A 15,053-nucleotide genomic window follows, 5' to 3' on the forward strand; every position below is an offset into this window, starting at 1 on the left:
CCGGGGTCGGGGTGCCAGCCTTCGGCTGCCTTGATGCGGCCTCCGGCCGCAAACACTCGGAGTGACCGCCTTCGGCGGTCAGCGGCCGCTGCGCGGTCGCCAGTCGGTTCCCTCTGGCCGCTTCGCTCTGCGGAAAGTGCCTGGTCAGAGCCCACTGAACATACTGATTTGAGTAACTCACGGAAAGGCTCCTCTCGTTTCGATCTTCCTCGCGTCGGTCGCCCTGCTTCGCGCCTTCGGCACTTTGCGTGACTCATTCAGAGTAGACCAATTTTGGGTCCGGGCATAGAGAAGCGCCCCCCGCTCCGGTGGTAGGCAGAGCGGGAGGCGCTGAGTTCGATCATGTCCGGTGGACCGGACAGGTCGTCATGCGGCCTTGGGGCCGGGGGACTTGCGGCCGAGGCGGCGGAGCTTTCGGCCGGCGGCGGTGGTGCGCTCCCAACTCTCGGGGAGGTCTTCGTTCGCCCACACCTGGTACCCGGCCCACTGGAGGGTGATGGCCTTGAGGCCGCGCTCGCGCTCCTTGAAGAGGCGGACCAGGCCGCCCCCGACGAGGCAGTAGACCGCGAGCACGATCCAGGTGACCAGGTGGAGCTGGTGGAAGGCCCAGGCCAGGCCGATCACGATGTTGAGGACCAGGAGGCCGACGAGGACGGCCGCGGTGGCCCCGGCCTTGATGGCCAGGCCGGGGAGCCGGTCCCCGAAGGTCTTGGGGCTCTGGTCTTCCTCTTCCTCTCCCATGAATTCGTCTGATTCCGGGGGGAGTTCACCGGTCTTGAGGAGCTTCAATTCTGCGGGGCTCATGCGTCCATACTCCTTACGGTGCCGGGGGTAACGATGTATCCGCGCTGGTCGAGACGCGTCAGGAGAGCCCAGTTCGCGTCATCAATGGAGAGTTCGATATTGAAGAGTTCGCGGGCTCTTTCTTGGACTTCGGTGGTGCTGACTTCCCCGCAGATTCCCACGGAGTTGATAGCCGCGTCGGTCGCGAAAATGACTCTCCTCGCGAAATGGACGGCCGCTTTGTGCGCTGCTTTTCTCTTCTTGAGAGGGTTCCACATGTCTTTTTTCGCCTTTCCGGAAGGGTGGGGGATTCGGTCTGAATCCCCCACCGAGGAGGGTTATTCGGTGCCGGCACCGGAGTTCTCGAAACCCTCTGATTCGTCGGCTGCATTCACGCGGTTACGTGCCCAGCGGACGAGTTCCCTGGGGTCGTAGAGCTTCTCCCGGCCCTTGAGCTCGACGTGATCGGGGAATTGCTTGTCCCGCTTACGGGCGTTCCGAAGGGCGAAGAGGTCGCGCTGTACCTGGGTGGTGGTGGTGCCCGGCTGGGCGGGGCCGGCCACGCCCGCGCAGACCGTCTTGGCGGCCTGGGAGAGGCTGATCGGGGCGTTCTCGTCCGGGGCCTGCTCTTCGCCCTGGTCAGGGTCGGGTACGACCCTCAGGGGGCGTCCCTGTGAGTCGGACACAACCTGATCCCCCTGGTGGGCGCCCCCACTGTGTCGCATGATCCGTGAGTCAGCCGTGCCCCTCAGATCCTCGATGGTGGGCACCTGAGTGACCGTTCCGGAGAGGGCGAGCTCCCGGGCCTCCTCGTCGGTCATGAAGACGACCTGGGTCTCGTGGGCCTGGCCGGCCAAGACGACCTGGACCCGTCCGGAGTGCCGGGAAGCCTTCGGGATCGGGGAGACCTCGGGGACCAGCATTCGCCATGCATTCTGGGTGTATCGGGCGAGAATTCGGGCCGTGAATGCTTCACGCATTTCCGGACCGCCTACGGTCTGAGCGGTGAGGGACTGACCGATAAGGAGCGCGTGCATGAGCTGGGAACGGCCCATGAAAAGAAACTCTCCGTACGCCTCAACGGCCGGAGACTCGTTCCTCTTCTCGCCTTCCGGTTTGTTCTTTCCCCAGTACCGCTTAAGCCGCTTCTGGAGGGTGTTGGCCTCCTCCATGATGAGGAGAATTCGCGGCCCCATCGGGAGCGGGACTTCTCCACGCATTTCGCGGTGGACGTTCTCCTCTGCGATGGCCATGCGCCGGTTTCCCTCGGCGGCAAGGGCAATCAGGAGGTCGTGTGCGTCCTTTTCGTGTCGGATATACATCAGGTTGGGCAGGCCGTATGCCCATTTGTGGGACGTGCGCTTGAAGTCGATCAGGAATGCAATTCCGCCGTGGTGGAGAACCTGGGCCGCAAATGCCTTTGCCAGGACCGACTTTCCACCACCCGGAGCGGCGGAGAACATCACGTGCGGCGACTCGTCGTCCAGGTCGATGGACACGCTGATGTCCCGGTGGGACAGGCCGAGGAACGGTGCGCTCGGGCTGGCCTTCTGGACCAGCTTGCGGACCTCGGGGTCCGCGTACATGACCTTCATGGGCGCCCGGGGGGACTGCCGGAAGGTCATGCGGTGCTTGTTGCCGACCAGCTTGGTGGACGCCTTGACGTCCTGGAGGCCGAGCTTGGCGATGACGGCCTGGGCGATGCTGGAGGTGTCCCGGTCCGGGGACCAGTCGCCCGGGAGCTCCACGGTGACGACCTCTCCGGCCATGTCCGCGTAGGCCGGCGGGACCTTGAGGTAGTGGCCGGGGGCGACGCCCTCGGGGAGGCCCAGGAGGTCACGCAGGACCACGTGGAGGGGCCAGACCCAGTCCTTGCGGTGGCGCCATGTCACCAGGCCGTCCACGCCCCGGAATCCGGCCCAGGAGGCCGCTGAACAGGCCGCCGCGAGGCCGGAGACCTGGAGGGCGACGAGGGTCTCCGTGGGCTCCACAACGGCCGCGTAGCCCGTTCCGCCGAGCACGAACGTGCTGAACGCCCGCAGGCCGATGGTCTCCCAGCGGGACAGGTAGTCCAGGGCGTGCGGCATCCTGCCGTCCGCGCGCTTGGTGGTGAGCGGGGTGCCGCGGTGCGTCCAGGTGCGGTCGGTCCGGGGCTCCCCGTCGAGGGTGTCGCCGGAGACGAACCTCCACACGCCGTTGGCGGCCTTGGTGACGTTCTCTTCCACCTCCTTCCAGTCGGTTTCCGGTTTCGGGCTGTGGCTGGGCTTCTGGGGCGGTGCGAACATCGGGGGGACTCCTCGTAGCTCTGGCTGGGCTGCTGGGCGGGTCAAGGGCCGGGCGGGAACCCGGTCCGAGTGCCGGTCACCCCCGCTGCAATCGGGGGTGACCGGGTCGGTCTTGGTGGGACCTCATCAGCCAGACCGGACAGGTCCGGTTTTCGAGCTGGTGAGACGGGGGTCTTCGTCTGCTACAGGTGCGGATTTGGGCTGGGGTGTGACAGCGGGGTCTTGTGATCTGGGCCACTCCGGCGGGAACCAGAGCGGCTCGGATTTTCGGACCACCCATAGAGGTGTGCCGGAGCCTCGGCGTGTGACCTCAGGCCGGGTAAAACTTCGAGCGGCTAGGCGATCGGGCCACCGCGCTTGCCGGAGAGGTCGACCAGTTCCAGGTCGCCGCCCTTCCCGGAGCCGGGGGTCCCGCCGGCCATCAGGTGCGCGGTCGAGGCGAGCTGGGCCCAGACGGCGGCGGCCTGGATGGTCGCGCGGCCCTGGTCCATGAGGAGCGGGTTGTCCGTCCGTACGGCCGTCTCCATGAGGGTGGTGCCCTTGGCCAGGGCGTCCACGGCGTTGAGGGTGTAGTCGGTGTGGCTCATCTGCTGTGTGTCCTCTCGTTGTGGCTGATGGAACGGTGTGGATCTCACTGGGAACCTCACCGGAGCGACCTCACCGGGGTTCCGATTCGGCATCGGGAACCGGTCGGTGAGGCCGGTGAACTCACCGGTGAGGCGGGAACCTCACCGGTGAGTTCTGCGATCTTCCAAGCCCGGCCCTGTGGATAAAGTCCGGGGACCGGCTGACGAGGTGTCAGAGGTAGAGGCCGACCTGTCGGCCTTCCTCGCGGGCGGCCTTGGCGGCCTCGATGGCCGGCCGCTGGCGGGCGATCTCACGGCGGAGAGAAGTGGGCTTGATGTCCCAGTCCCCCATCAGTTCCTGGGCGCGGACGGCGATGGCGTCGGTCTCGAAGACGCCCTCACCAACGGCCTGTCGGACCGCTGCGGCCATGGTGCTCACAGGGGTATTGCCCGAAGGCTTGCCCAGGGGCTTACCCATCGGCTGAGAGGGCTTGCCCATTTCGACGGACGCCGCGAGAGGGGTGGGCAAGCCCACCGGAGCGACCGGCTTACCCAGGTCTGCCTCACCCTTACCCAGGTCGAGCGGGGCGGGCGTGACCAGGGCAAGCGCGGGCACTACACCCGTGTTGACCTGCGTGTTCGTGTTGCCCGAGGTCTGCCCGGCGTTGCCCGTCTCGGCACGGACGATACTGATGTCAGTAGGTGCAGTGCCCTCAGTGGTTTCCGTGGGCTTGCCCGCCGGGATCGCGGCAACCGGGGCCGCCTCGGGGGCCCCCAGGGCACGCACGCGGAGCTCTTGGTACTCCTCGCGGGTCATGCCCAGGGCCTCGGCCATCTCGCGGTGCTGGTGCTCGATCGCGAGGAGTTCACCGATCACTCCGGCCTCGGCGCGGGCAACCTGCCGCTGTACCTGGGCACGGGCGAGCATGAGCGCGGCCTTGCTGTTCTCTCCTTCGAGCCAGGCCGCGTCGGCCGGGCCGAGGTCGCGGTCGATGAACTTGAGGACTCCGAGCCAGAGAACCTTGGCCACGGCGGAGACGGCGGCACCGACCACGGCGAGCGGGATGGAGCCTGCGACCCAGCCGTGCCAGAAGATGGCGCCCATGGTCGCGGCGACGAGGATGTAGCCGAGGACGCGGGCGAACGTCCGCTTGTCCCGGTCGTACCGGGCGAGCACTTCGAGGATGATGCACGTGATCCATGCCGCATCGAAGAGGCCGGCGGCCGCGTAGCCGACGCCTCCTTCGAGGAGCGCGCCGATCGAGACCGTGGACCAGACGACCGCCACGGCGGTGAGGCCCAGGACGACCGAGGCCGCCGCGCGGATGCCGATGACGTCCCAGTTCCGCGGGGCCATGGGGACGCGGCTGGTGACGTTCTTGTCGTAGGTGTGGGTCGTGCCGTCGCGGGTGACTTCGGCCTGGACCGTCTTGACGATGTTCTTGAAGCGGAGCACTTCGGGGTCCTTTCGGGTGGCCGGGGGCGGGCGAGAGGCGCCCCCGGCCGAGGGGAGGGAAGGTCAGTTGGCGTCGGGGATGTACTCGAACCCGGCCCAGTCCGCGACGCGGTCGGCGCTCTCCATGAACCAGTCGAAGGCCGCGCGTCGGGCGCCGGGGAGGGGGAGCTTGACCAGGCCGTAGGCCAGGGCCGCGACCGGGATGGAGAAGAAGAACGCGGCGTCGAAGTCGGCCCCGGCCGGGATCAGGACCCCGAAGAGGGAGCCGGTGAACACCAGGAGGAAGACCAAAGGGCCGGCCAGCGCGAGAGCGGTGACGACGGGAATCGCGATGAGCTTGCGCATGGTCACCACCAGCCCTTCGACGCGGGCTTGGTGTCGGCCGTGGCCTTGGCCCCGGCCTTGCGGTCGATCTTGGCCTTGGCGTCCTTGTTGATGAGCTGCTGCTTGGCGGCCTGGGCCGCGTTGATCTCCGCGATGAGACGGGCCTCGGCGTTGGCCCAGATGGTGTCGATGGCCCTCTCGGCACCGGGGCTCAGCTTCTGACCCCGGACGCCCTTGGCGATGATCCGGCTGATGTTGCCCGCGAACTTGGCCTGCTCCCTGGCGGGCAGGGCGCTGACGTCGCGGCGGCGGACTCCGGCGAGCTTGAACTCCGCGACGCGGATGGCCTGGTCGAACTTGCGAGTGCTGGTCATGGTCAGCCCCTCTTCGGGTAGCGGTGGCCGGCGGGCGGGTTGGCCGAGTCGTTGACGTACAGCGAGTTGGCGATGACGTGCTCGAACCGGTCCCGCTCCGGCGGGGTCTCCTGGTCCGGGGGGAGGAGGCTCCCGCCCAAAGCGGCCATGAGCGCGAAGGTCCGTTCGCGGTCGTCGTTCTTCGTTTCGCGGCGGATGCTCACCGGGACACCCCCGGGTTCTTGCCGCTCTTGTTGCCGGAGCTGTTGGTGTTGGTCTCCTTCAACTTCCGGCTGAGGTCCTCGTCAGCCACTGTGATCACCGGTCCCGACGAGGCGGAGCCGACGGGCGCCGGAGTGGATGCTCTGGTGGACGGCCTGTTGCGTCCGGCCGACCCGTGCCGCGATGTGGCGCTGGGTCAGGCCCTGGGCCGCGAGCTTGAGGGCGGTGGCCTGCGGTGCGGTGAGGTCCGCAAGGGCGTACAGGTCCACGTCGGCCGGCGGGGCCGCGGGGACCAGACGGACGGAGATGAGCACGTCGCCCAGGTCGGTCACGACCTCGGTCGAGGACCGGCGGCGGTAGTGGTCGATCGCCGCGCGGACGGTGATGGCTCGGAGCCACCCGTACGCCCGGTCGTCCTCGGCCTGGAGCTGGTGGAGCGCGAGCGCGGCCCGCACCCAGGTCTCCGAGACGACGTCCTCGGCGGTCGCGTGGTCCCGAGTCCGGGTCCTCGCGAAGCCGAGGAGGCGGGCGTTGTGCAGGCGGAACAGCCGGTCGAGGCGATCGGCCGATTCGGCGGTGAGCCGGGTTTCGGGCGATACGCCCAGGTCATACGCTGTGGACACGGTCCCTCCATCGGGATCTAGAGCCCAGGCAGAGGGACTTAGCGGGATCTCTGCCTGGGCTCGTTTGCGTCTTGGGCATGGGCCACCTGTAGAGCCGCAGATTCACGGCCCTTCAGCCCCACACCCACAAGGTAGACCAGTAGCGGCCAGTAGCGCTACTGGTAGCGCTGAGAATGTGCATGGACTACTGTTAGAGGTGCAACGCTGCACTTGAAGGCGTGGAGCACCACGACACGGAGGGAGGCCAGATATGCCCGAGAACACTGGGTATGCCGAGATTGCCGCGTACTACCGCCAGCAGATTCAGGACGGGACGCTTGAGCCCGGAGACACGATGGAGTCGTTGAGGCAGGTCTGCGAGCGCTTCGGCGTGGCGCAGACAACCGCGAACCGCGCGTACAGGCAGCTCAAGATGGAGGGCCTGACGACCCCCAAGCCTGGTGTCGGCACCGTGGTTGCGAGCCCGCTCTCCAACAACATCGAGACTCGCGTCCGCCTGCACGCCACCACTGGCAAGGCCCTCGGAGGCGGGGAGAGCTCCCGCATCCTGGAGATCGGGACCACCGGAGCAGATGAGCTTGTGGCACCTCGTCTAGATGTGTCCCCCGGAACCCCGGTCCACGTGCGCCGCCGACTGGTGAGCAGGAATGGTGTACCAGTACACATCAGCAGCTCCTACTACCCCGCGTACGTCATCGCCGCCACGCCGGAGCTGACCGAGCCCGTCTCCACTGGAGGCTCGCGGGAGTTGGCCGCCGAGCGGCTCGGAGTCGCTCAGGACCATGTACTTGAGGAAGTGACTTCCCGTCGCGCGAGCGAGACGGAGAAGGCCAGCCTCGGCTTGACCGCAGGCGAGGTCATCGTGACCCAGGTCGTCCGGACCGTAACTCTGGAGGATGGCCGAGTCGTTGAAGTCGCCGTGAAGGTGGCCGGCGGCTCGACAATCCTCCGGTGGTCTACATCCCTCAACGGGTCGTGACCTCAATAGGTGATGGGGTGGGAAACCACTCCACCTGTGGCCTGATCTTCCCTGTCTCAAATGAGGTTAGGGTCACAACAGAAAAGAAGAGAGGCCCTACCCCTCAGCGGCTACCACACCTCTGAGAGAAGAGCCTCTCTAACGCATAGGAACGACGACCAGGTCGGTCCCTCACCTACCACTCTACGGGTTCCCTGGACCCCGTGGAATGAGGGACCGCCCGGAGAGAAGGATGGGTGGCATCCCAGCCACGACGTAATGCAGTAGAAAAGACGAGGTCAGACCCGGGTTCCCCCGGTCCGGAGATCGCTGTTCCGGACGAGTGGCGCTACTCCGTGGGTGCTACCGGCTGGCTTCGCGGCGCGTACAAGCTGCGCGGCCGGGGCCAGGAAGGGCGCTGGGTGCTCCTGGCTCCCCTCCCGTACGTCACCGAGGTCGTGATCAAGCGGGACGGTGAGGGTGAGCCCACCGATCACCTGTACCGGCTGACCATGGACCCGATGTCCGCGCTGAGTGTGTTGTGCAGCCGCCGGGACATCCAGCGCGGCGTCTGGGCCTCCAAGCTCGGCGTCCCGCTCTCCCTGGACGACCGGGTCGTCAAGGCGGTCGGGACCGCGATCCTCTCCCTGGCCACCGACGCGCCCTGGATGGAGTCCAAGCCCACCTGGAGCGAGAGCTCCCTCCACATGCCCTCGGGCAAGAGCGCTCCGGCCGGGTACGGCGTGACCGTGGGCGAGGAGGAAGACGCGCGGGACAAGTGGCTCCGGGCCTGCAACCTCCTGGCCAAGGAGGGAAACGAGAAGGCCGCCCTCTACCTGGGCGCCGCGTTCGCCGGCATCTATGTCCGGCGCTTCGACCGGCAGTCGGCCATCTGGCACAGCTGCGGGAAGTCGTCCGGCGGCAAGACGACCTGCATCCTCGGTGCAGCTGCTCTGTTCGGTCCGCCGCAGAAGGTCAAGAAGTCCTGGGCCATGGCTCCCGTGGCGTTCACTGCATCCCTGATGAAGCTCGGCGTGCTCACCGCCTTCCGCGACGAGGCCGCCCGGATGGGCCGCAAGTCTCCGCGTGAGATGGAGACGATGCTCTTCGACATCACCGAGGGCGGCGACCGCGAACGGACGAACCGCGAGACCGGCGACACCTACACCATGGGGTTGTGGTTCGGGAACATGATGTCCACGGGCAACGACAGCCTGTTGGACATGGCCACGGACAACGGCGGCCTGAATGCTCGCGTGATGGAGCTGACCGCGCCGCTGACCGACTCCAAGGAGACCTCGGACAAGCTGGTCGTGCTGACCAAGCAGGCGGCGGGCTGGCCGTTCAAGTGGCTCCGGGACACGGTCACTCCGGCCGATGCCTGGACGCACATCGCCCAGGCCGAGCGTGACCTCGGGGTCGAGATCCTGGACGGGGTGCCCGGCCGGATCGGGAAGGCTCTCGCCACCGGAGTGGCCGGCGCCTCCCTCCTCGAGGAGCTGACCGGTTCCGAGGGTGTGCGCGACTCCGCGATGCGGGCCGCGCGGGCCGCGCTGGAGAACCTGGTGGCCGAGGCCGCCGGGGTGGCCATGGAGCCCGGGGAGAAGCTCCTCAACGCCGTGGTCGAGGCGGTCGCGGCGGACCCCGCGTCGTTCCCGAACAGGGCGATCTACACGGGGGACCTGGTCCCGGACTACCAGCTCCGCAACATCATGGGCGTCACCTACTCCGAGGGTCCCGAGCGCCGGATCGCCGTGTTCGCCAACAAGCTCAAGGTGATCGCGGAAGGCGCGGGGATCATCTCGCCCCGCACCGGTCTTCGAGACCTCAGGAACGATGGGGTCCTGGTCCCCGAGGAGCACGACTCCCGGAAGGGGCTGACCAAGCGCGAGTCCCTGGGAGATGAGCATGGGCGGGTCTCCTGCTACGTGTTCCGGCGTCCGGCCGAGGAGGCGCCGAAGCCCGCGTTCACGGCGGAGCCGACTCCGGCCGTGGCTGAGGAGCCGTTGGCCCCGCAGCCTCCCCTGCCGTTCGACATCCGGCCTGAGGAGACTCCCTCGGACGCTGTTCCGGTCGCGGCGGTCCCCGCTCCGGTCGCGGCGGTCCCCGCTCCGGTCGCGGCGGTCCCCGCTCCGGTGACGGCCGAGGCCGCTCCGGTCGTGGCGCCGGACGCTCCGGCGGTGCCCTCGGCACGGTCGGCCCAGCACACGGCCAGGCCCAAGACCCCGCAGCGAGTGGAGGTCCGGGCGGTCACCGCGGCCGGTCTCTTCGATCCGGCGGCCGGGTCGTTCGTGGAGCTGGAGGGCGCCGCCCTCCAGGAGCTGGCCGCGCTGGTGGACATGGTGGCGGCCGGGGCCGGCGGACGGCACGTCACCCTCGTCCTGGACGGTGAAGTCCTGGGCCGGTACGGGCTGACCGGGCCGAGGCCGACCAAGGGCAAGCCCTGGCACACGGCCTTCGACGGCCTGGTGAAGGCGGGCTGGCACCAGCCGAGGAAGAAGGATGAGGCTCCCCGGGTCCAGCCGACGACGTCGCTGGAGCACCCCGAGCGCAACGGGCACGTGCGGATCACCGTGGCCTCCTGGCTGCGTCCGCAGGAGTTCCCAAAGGGCACCAAGGACGACACCGCTGGTGCCGTGGAGATGGCGTTCCGCCTGTTCCGGTACGCGGAGCTGACCGGCTGGGCGTTCACGTCCACGGCGGCGAACACGTCGATCTGGGCGCTCCGTGGGCTCCTGGAGGACTCCTCGAAGGTGTGGCCCCGGTGGATTCCTCAGAACTCCCAGCAGTGGCCGGACTGGGAGGCTGCGGACTCCTGGTCCCGGTCGATGACCGCCCAGGAGAAGGCGATGGGGTTCGTGGTCGGGTACGACGCGATCAAGAACTACCTCCCCGCCTACTCCGCCGCGATCGTCGCGGGGGAGGAGCTGGAACACGACCGCCACCCCGTGTTCGACGAGAAGCGGGGCGGGCTGTGGCTGATGACCGTTCCCGAGTGGCCTCACGCCCAGGTCCCGGCGCCCGTTCACGAGGTCCCGGCCGGGGGCACAGTCTGGGTCACCACCGCGATCGTGAAGAGCTACGTGGAGGTCGGGATCAACCCCGAGGTCCACGAAGCGTGGACGGCCCCGGCCGTGGGGTTCGAAGGGTTCCGGGCGTTCACCCGGATCTTGCGGGACGCTCTGGCCAAGGTCGAGGCGTCCGGCGTGGACGACCCCGACGAGATTATCGTGCGGGACGCGCTCAAGAGCACGTACCGGATGCTGCACGGCAAGCTGAGGAATGACGACCAGTGGGTGATCCGGCGTCCGGACTGGGGTTACGCGGTGCGTGACGCGGCCTGGACCGGGGTGCTGCGGAAGGTGTACTCCGGCGCCGGTCTCCTCGGGAAGGTCGAGGAGCCTCGCTTCCCGATCGCCGTGGACACCGACGAGATCGTCTACCCGTCCGCGTCCGATGACCCGCGCTCGGCCGTCCCGGCCGGGCTGACCCTGGCTCCTCTCGAAGAGCCCGGGAACCTCGGCCAGTACCGTCCCAAGACCGCGATGACCACCCAGGAGTGGGAGGAGAGCAATGCCTGACGAAAGCACCCCCCAGCCCCCGAGGGAGCACGATTCCTCCTGGGCCGGGGCCCTGATGAAGAAGCTGACCAACCGCGCGTCGGGCGGCCACGAGCGGGTGGCCAAGAAGTCCGTGGGCGAGCGGCTGGGCTGGCTCGGCAAGCGCCACAAGGGCGACGAGAAGAAGACCGCCGAGGCCGCCGGGGTCTCGCCCCGGACCCTCAAGGGCTGGCTGACCGGGAAGGCCAAGCCGTCCGCGAAGAGCCTGGAGAAGTTGGCGCGCGCGGAGCGGGAGGCGATGACCGGCCTGGTGACCGCCAAGGACCGGGCCGAGGTCGACTCCTCGGTCAAGAAGGTCGGAACCCGGACGCGGGACACCCGGGTCTCCGGCGGTGCCTCCCTGTCGGCAACCATCGAGATCAGCTCCGACACCCGGCCCCGCACCATCGAGTTCGGCCGGCACCTGCCCGCCGGGTTCATGGACGAGGTCCGCGCCGCGTTCATCGAGGGCGGCGAACAGGCCGCGATGGACAAGATGCACCAGGGCTTGGCAGACCACTACTTCCACACCGACCGGTTCACCATCACCGAGGTCGAGGAGCTGAACTTCGAGGGGATCGAGGACCCCTTGGGTGACGACGTCGGGGACCAGGAGGGCCGCTACGTGTCCGACGTGGAAAGCCTCAAGCCGGGTGACTACCTGGAGGACTGAGCACAGCCGAAGGGCCCCGCTCGTTGACGATGGTCAACGGGTGGGGCCCTTCCGCGTTCCTCTTCATCCTGACACTGCCTCGGGTACCGACGTGTCAGAAAGGGGTCCTGGCCTAGCTCTGAGGGTCCGCCGGCGCGGGGCGCCAGTGTCAGTGTCAGGTGTCAGGTCGAGTAACACAGCCTGTCGCGTGTCACATGGAATTCGGGCTGTGACCTGGGGATACCCCACACCTCGTTTTGCGTGTGACAGGCGCGACAGGCGACAGCCCCGGCTACATCGCGTCTTCGATGGCCATCTCCTTGAGCCGCTTGGCGATGGTGTCGGCCAACTCGTCGTCCTTCACCAGCTCCTCGCCCAGGAGGCGCAGGACCCGGGCGAGAGCGACGGTGGTGAGGTCGTGATCAGCGGCGGCCTGGTTGCACCAGCGCTTGAGCGCACGGTGCTGACCGGGGGAGAGATCGAGGGTCACCCGGATCGGCTCCGTGCGCGGAGGCTTCTCGGTCTCACGCTTCTTGGTGGCGCCGGAAGCCGCGGCGGCGTATCGGTCACGGCGGGTCGTGCTCATGCGCTGGCTCCGGGGGAGTACGAGGTGATGAGTTCCTTGGCGGCCCGCTCGTAGGGCGTGCCCAGAGCCCGCACGCGGGTTCCGCCGGCCTGCCGGTAGCGCTTGTCGTTGTGCGGGATTTGGGTCTGGAGGGTCGGGAAGTTGTGCGTCTCCAGAACGGCCCTCACGTCCGTGTCCGGGCCTCCCTTGGTGGGCTTGGAGCTGTTCGTCCGAGTGAGCATGAAGACGACCTCGGCCTCACCCTTACCGACCTCCTCGCGGAGCTCCTGCATGTCCCGCAGGAAGTCGGTGAACTTGTCGTCGCGGAAGAGCCTGGTGACCTCTACCGGGCTCGGGGCGATCGGGATGACCCAAGTGTCCGAGAAGATCATGGCGCCCTTGGCGATGGGCTCATGGTCTTCGACCTGGGGCACGTCGATGACGACGGCGCCCCGGCCTTCGACCGCTTCGGGGAGGGTCCGGTGCAGTTGGCGGACGGCCTTGCTGATGACCGGGAACGGCATCCCGCCGGCCTGTTCGTCCCAGTCCTGGACCGACTGGCCCTTGTCCGCGTCCACCAGGATCGGGTTGTGGTTCTGCTCGTACAGCGCTTGGGCCAGGAAGATCCCGGACGTGGACTTGCCCACGCCGGGTTTCTGGCTGATGAGTGCCCATCTGTAGGTCATGGCACGGACTCTACTGGTATCAGTACGTTCCGTGGGTTCTGACCTGCGGTGATCATGCTCAAAGCTGGTCGGAAGGTTCTCCCAGAACCCCTTGTGCGTTTTACGCACAGGGTCTACCTTGAGGGTGTGCGAAAAACGCACAGCAGATCAAAGGGGAGATCAGCATGAGCGTCCACGTGACCAAGACCGGTGGCCAGAAGGCCGAGATCATCTGGAACGCCGACGCAGACGACCGGCGCGGCCGGATCGCGTTCGCCATCGAGAGTGGCCGGCTGGAGCACGCCCTCACCGTCCTGGGCGCGTCCGTGATCGAAGACCTCGGCCCCCTCGACGCACTCCGCCAGGCCACCCAGTCCACGGCCAGCCTCCAGCGCGACCTGGAGCGCAAGATGCGCGGACTGGTCGTCTCCCTCCGAGACGACCACAAGCTCTCCTGGACCGAGATCGCCGTTCTGCTCTACGACGACGGCGACAAGCGGAGCTCCGCCCGGGGCGTCTACAACGCGGGCGTCCGACAGCTCGGCCTCATCAACGCCGAGGTCTCCGAGGACACCGAGACCGACTGAACCAGCAAGGCCCGAAGTGAACCAGCGGGGGCCGTCCACTACCAGGCGCACGGCCCCCGCCCTCCAACCCCGTCACCAGAGTGGAGAACCCCATGTTCGCATCCGTCGTGATCCTGCTGTTAGCCGGTCACTGGCTCGCCGACTACCCGTTCCAGACGGACCACCAGGCCCAGCACAAGGCCGAGTGCAGCCGGACCGGATGGGCCGCCAACGTCAGCCACGCGGCCACCCACGTGGCCGCGTGCGGGATCATGCTCGCCCTCGGCGCCCTGATCCTCCCGGACCTCAGCCTCTCGCTCCTCCCGGCCGCGGTGGCCCTGCTGTGGATCGGCGTGACCCACGGGTTCATTGACCGGCGGTGGCCGGTCGCCCGCTGGATGAAGATGGCCCGACAGGAAGGCTGGGCCCAGCACGGAGGCGCCGCCCACGTTGACCAGACCGGGCACATCCTGGCCGTGGTCCTGGCCGGCCTCTTCCTCGCGGCCGTCTCCTGACTCCTCCTCAACTGAACCAGCCCCGGGCCATCAGGTCCGGGGCTGGTTCAGTTCTGCCCGCTGGTTCAGTTCCCCGAGGCCGAACTGAACCAGCGGGCAGAACTGAACCAGGCAGCGAGGCTGTGAGGCCAACAGGCCATTTCCCCAGGTCGGCAAGGGTTCTGTCAGGCTGTGAGGTCGTGAGGCGTCAGTTCCCTGGCTCGCTGGTTCAGTTCGGGCTCGCCCTGGTTCAGTTCGCCCAGGAGAAGTGAACCAGGCACCGACGCGACGTTTCCGCAGGTCAGAGGCTTGCAGCCTTGCTGTCGGTTCAGTTGGTTCAGTTCCCTGGTTCAGTTGGTTCAGTTGGGTTTTCCGAACTGAACCAGGCTCAGCCGCACGTTTCCCCAGGTCAGAGGCCGCTTGAAGATCGTTTGGTTCAGTTGGTTCAGTTTTTCCGCCGACCACACTCCACTACGCAACTTCTCGGGAGTCCCCGCCGCCCTTGGGGCTCTGGTTCACTTCCCCAGGCCGAACTGAACCAGAGCCCCAAGGGCCTCCATCCCCGGCTGACCGCCGAAGACCCAAGGCCATCCGACGCCATCACTCCAGGGTCTCTGGGCAAGATTGGTCTAGTAACTTCTAGTAACATCAGACCTCGGCTCCCTCGAAGCTGCGGGCCGCCTCCTCAAGCCGCGGGGGCGCCGGCCTTCCTCCTCCGTTCAGCCGACGAGCTCCACTGACCAAGTCAGTGACCTACTGAGATCAGTATTTTCCGTGCCCTTCCACCTGGGGTTTTGAAAAACAGGCCGCACCTCCCACCCATCGGGCTCGAACGACCAGCCCGACCCGGGCCCTCCTCGGCGCTACCGCGCCGAGGAGCTGCGGAGGCTGCGCCCCCTCAGACTCCCCCAGCCGACCGCGAAGCGGTCGCACTCCGTGAGG

At 67.5% G+C, this 15,053-nt stretch carries 16 protein-coding genes; 5 read left to right on the forward strand and 11 right to left on the reverse strand.

The features are described from left to right. Positions 1 to 366: 366 nt before the first annotated feature. From AC3IYI_RS43655 to AC3IYI_RS43695, 9 genes are all read right to left on the reverse strand, one after another. Entirely contained in the window at positions 367 to 804 is a 438-nt protein-coding gene (locus AC3IYI_RS43655) for a hypothetical protein (RefSeq protein ID WP_489412540.1), read from the reverse strand. After that, positions 801 to 1,112: a hypothetical protein gene (locus tag AC3IYI_RS43660; protein ID WP_489412541.1), complete on the reverse strand. Its 312-nt coding sequence runs from the start codon at positions 1,110 to 1,112 to the stop codon at positions 801 to 803. Before AC3IYI_RS43660 ends, AC3IYI_RS43655 begins: the two co-directional genes overlap by 4 nt. Positions 1,113 to 1,121: 9 nt before the next feature. Beyond that, complete coding sequence (locus AC3IYI_RS43665) at positions 1,122 to 3,068, reverse strand: pRL2-11 (protein ID WP_489412542.1); 1,947 nt, start codon at positions 3,066 to 3,068, stop codon at positions 1,122 to 1,124. A gap of 335 nt (positions 3,069 to 3,403) precedes the next feature. Next, positions 3,404 to 3,655: a hypothetical protein gene (locus AC3IYI_RS43670; RefSeq protein ID WP_489412543.1), complete on the reverse strand. Its 252-nt coding sequence runs from the start codon at positions 3,653 to 3,655 to the stop codon at positions 3,404 to 3,406. A 211-nt stretch (positions 3,656 to 3,866) separates the two neighbouring features. Beyond that, a complete protein-coding gene (locus AC3IYI_RS43675; protein ID WP_489412544.1) occupies positions 3,867 to 5,090 on the reverse strand; it encodes a hypothetical protein in 1,224 nt (407 codons plus the stop codon). A 63-nt stretch (positions 5,091 to 5,153) separates the two neighbouring features. Further along, positions 5,154 to 5,435: a hypothetical protein gene (locus AC3IYI_RS43680; RefSeq protein WP_489412545.1), complete on the reverse strand. Its 282-nt coding sequence runs from the start codon at positions 5,433 to 5,435 to the stop codon at positions 5,154 to 5,156. A gap of 2 nt (positions 5,436 to 5,437) precedes the next feature. Beyond that, on the reverse strand, positions 5,438 to 5,788 hold the full coding sequence (locus AC3IYI_RS43685) for a hypothetical protein (RefSeq protein ID WP_489412546.1): 351 nt from the start codon (positions 5,786 to 5,788) through the stop codon (positions 5,438 to 5,440). Positions 5,789 to 5,790: 2 nt separating this feature from the next. Next, a complete protein-coding gene (locus tag AC3IYI_RS43690; protein WP_489412547.1) occupies positions 5,791 to 5,991 on the reverse strand; it encodes a hypothetical protein in 201 nt (66 codons plus the stop codon). Between the two features lie 81 nt (positions 5,992 to 6,072). Further along, positions 6,073 to 6,612, reverse strand: a complete 540-nt coding sequence (locus tag AC3IYI_RS43695) for an RNA polymerase sigma factor (RefSeq protein WP_489412548.1) — start codon at positions 6,610 to 6,612, stop codon at positions 6,073 to 6,075. A 250-nt stretch (positions 6,613 to 6,862) separates the two neighbouring features. Here AC3IYI_RS43695 and AC3IYI_RS43700 point away from each other — a divergent pair, with 250 nt between their 5' ends. The 3 genes from AC3IYI_RS43700 (at position 6,863) to AC3IYI_RS43710 (ending at position 11,842) form a co-directional block, all read left to right on the forward strand. After that, positions 6,863 to 7,591 (forward strand): GntR family transcriptional regulator, encoded by a 729-nt coding sequence (locus AC3IYI_RS43700; protein ID WP_489412549.1) that lies wholly within the window; start codon positions 6,863 to 6,865, stop codon positions 7,589 to 7,591. 335 nt (positions 7,592 to 7,926) lie between these two features. Beyond that, complete coding sequence (locus AC3IYI_RS43705) at positions 7,927 to 11,151, forward strand: DUF927 domain-containing protein (RefSeq protein WP_489412550.1); 3,225 nt, start codon at positions 7,927 to 7,929, stop codon at positions 11,149 to 11,151. Beyond that, the gene (locus tag AC3IYI_RS43710; RefSeq protein ID WP_489412551.1) at positions 11,144 to 11,842 is read left to right on the forward strand and encodes a helix-turn-helix domain-containing protein; all 699 of its coding nucleotides are present in this window, start codon (positions 11,144 to 11,146) and stop codon (positions 11,840 to 11,842) included. The genes AC3IYI_RS43705 and AC3IYI_RS43710 overlap by 8 nt, the downstream gene beginning before the upstream one ends. A 271-nt stretch (positions 11,843 to 12,113) precedes the next feature. Here AC3IYI_RS43710 and AC3IYI_RS43715 read toward each other — a convergent pair whose 3' ends face one another. Continuing rightward, positions 12,114 to 12,407: a hypothetical protein gene (locus AC3IYI_RS43715; protein ID WP_489412552.1), complete on the reverse strand. Its 294-nt coding sequence runs from the start codon at positions 12,405 to 12,407 to the stop codon at positions 12,114 to 12,116. Then, positions 12,404 to 13,072, reverse strand: coding sequence for a hypothetical protein (locus AC3IYI_RS43720; protein ID WP_489412553.1), 669 nt, complete (start codon positions 13,070 to 13,072; stop codon positions 12,404 to 12,406). The genes AC3IYI_RS43715 and AC3IYI_RS43720 overlap by 4 nt, the downstream gene beginning before the upstream one ends. A gap of 164 nt (positions 13,073 to 13,236) precedes the next feature. On the opposite strand from AC3IYI_RS43720, the gene AC3IYI_RS43725 reads away from it, so the two are divergent. Next, complete coding sequence (locus tag AC3IYI_RS43725; RefSeq protein WP_489412554.1) at positions 13,237 to 13,638, forward strand: hypothetical protein; 402 nt, start codon at positions 13,237 to 13,239, stop codon at positions 13,636 to 13,638. A 92-nt stretch (positions 13,639 to 13,730) separates the two neighbouring features. Beyond that, entirely contained in the window at positions 13,731 to 14,132 is a 402-nt protein-coding gene (locus tag AC3IYI_RS43730) for a DUF3307 domain-containing protein (protein WP_489412555.1), read from the forward strand. Positions 14,133 to 15,053 lie beyond the last annotated feature (921 nt).

Source organism: Streptomyces sp. GL_148 (genome assembly GCF_057834205.1).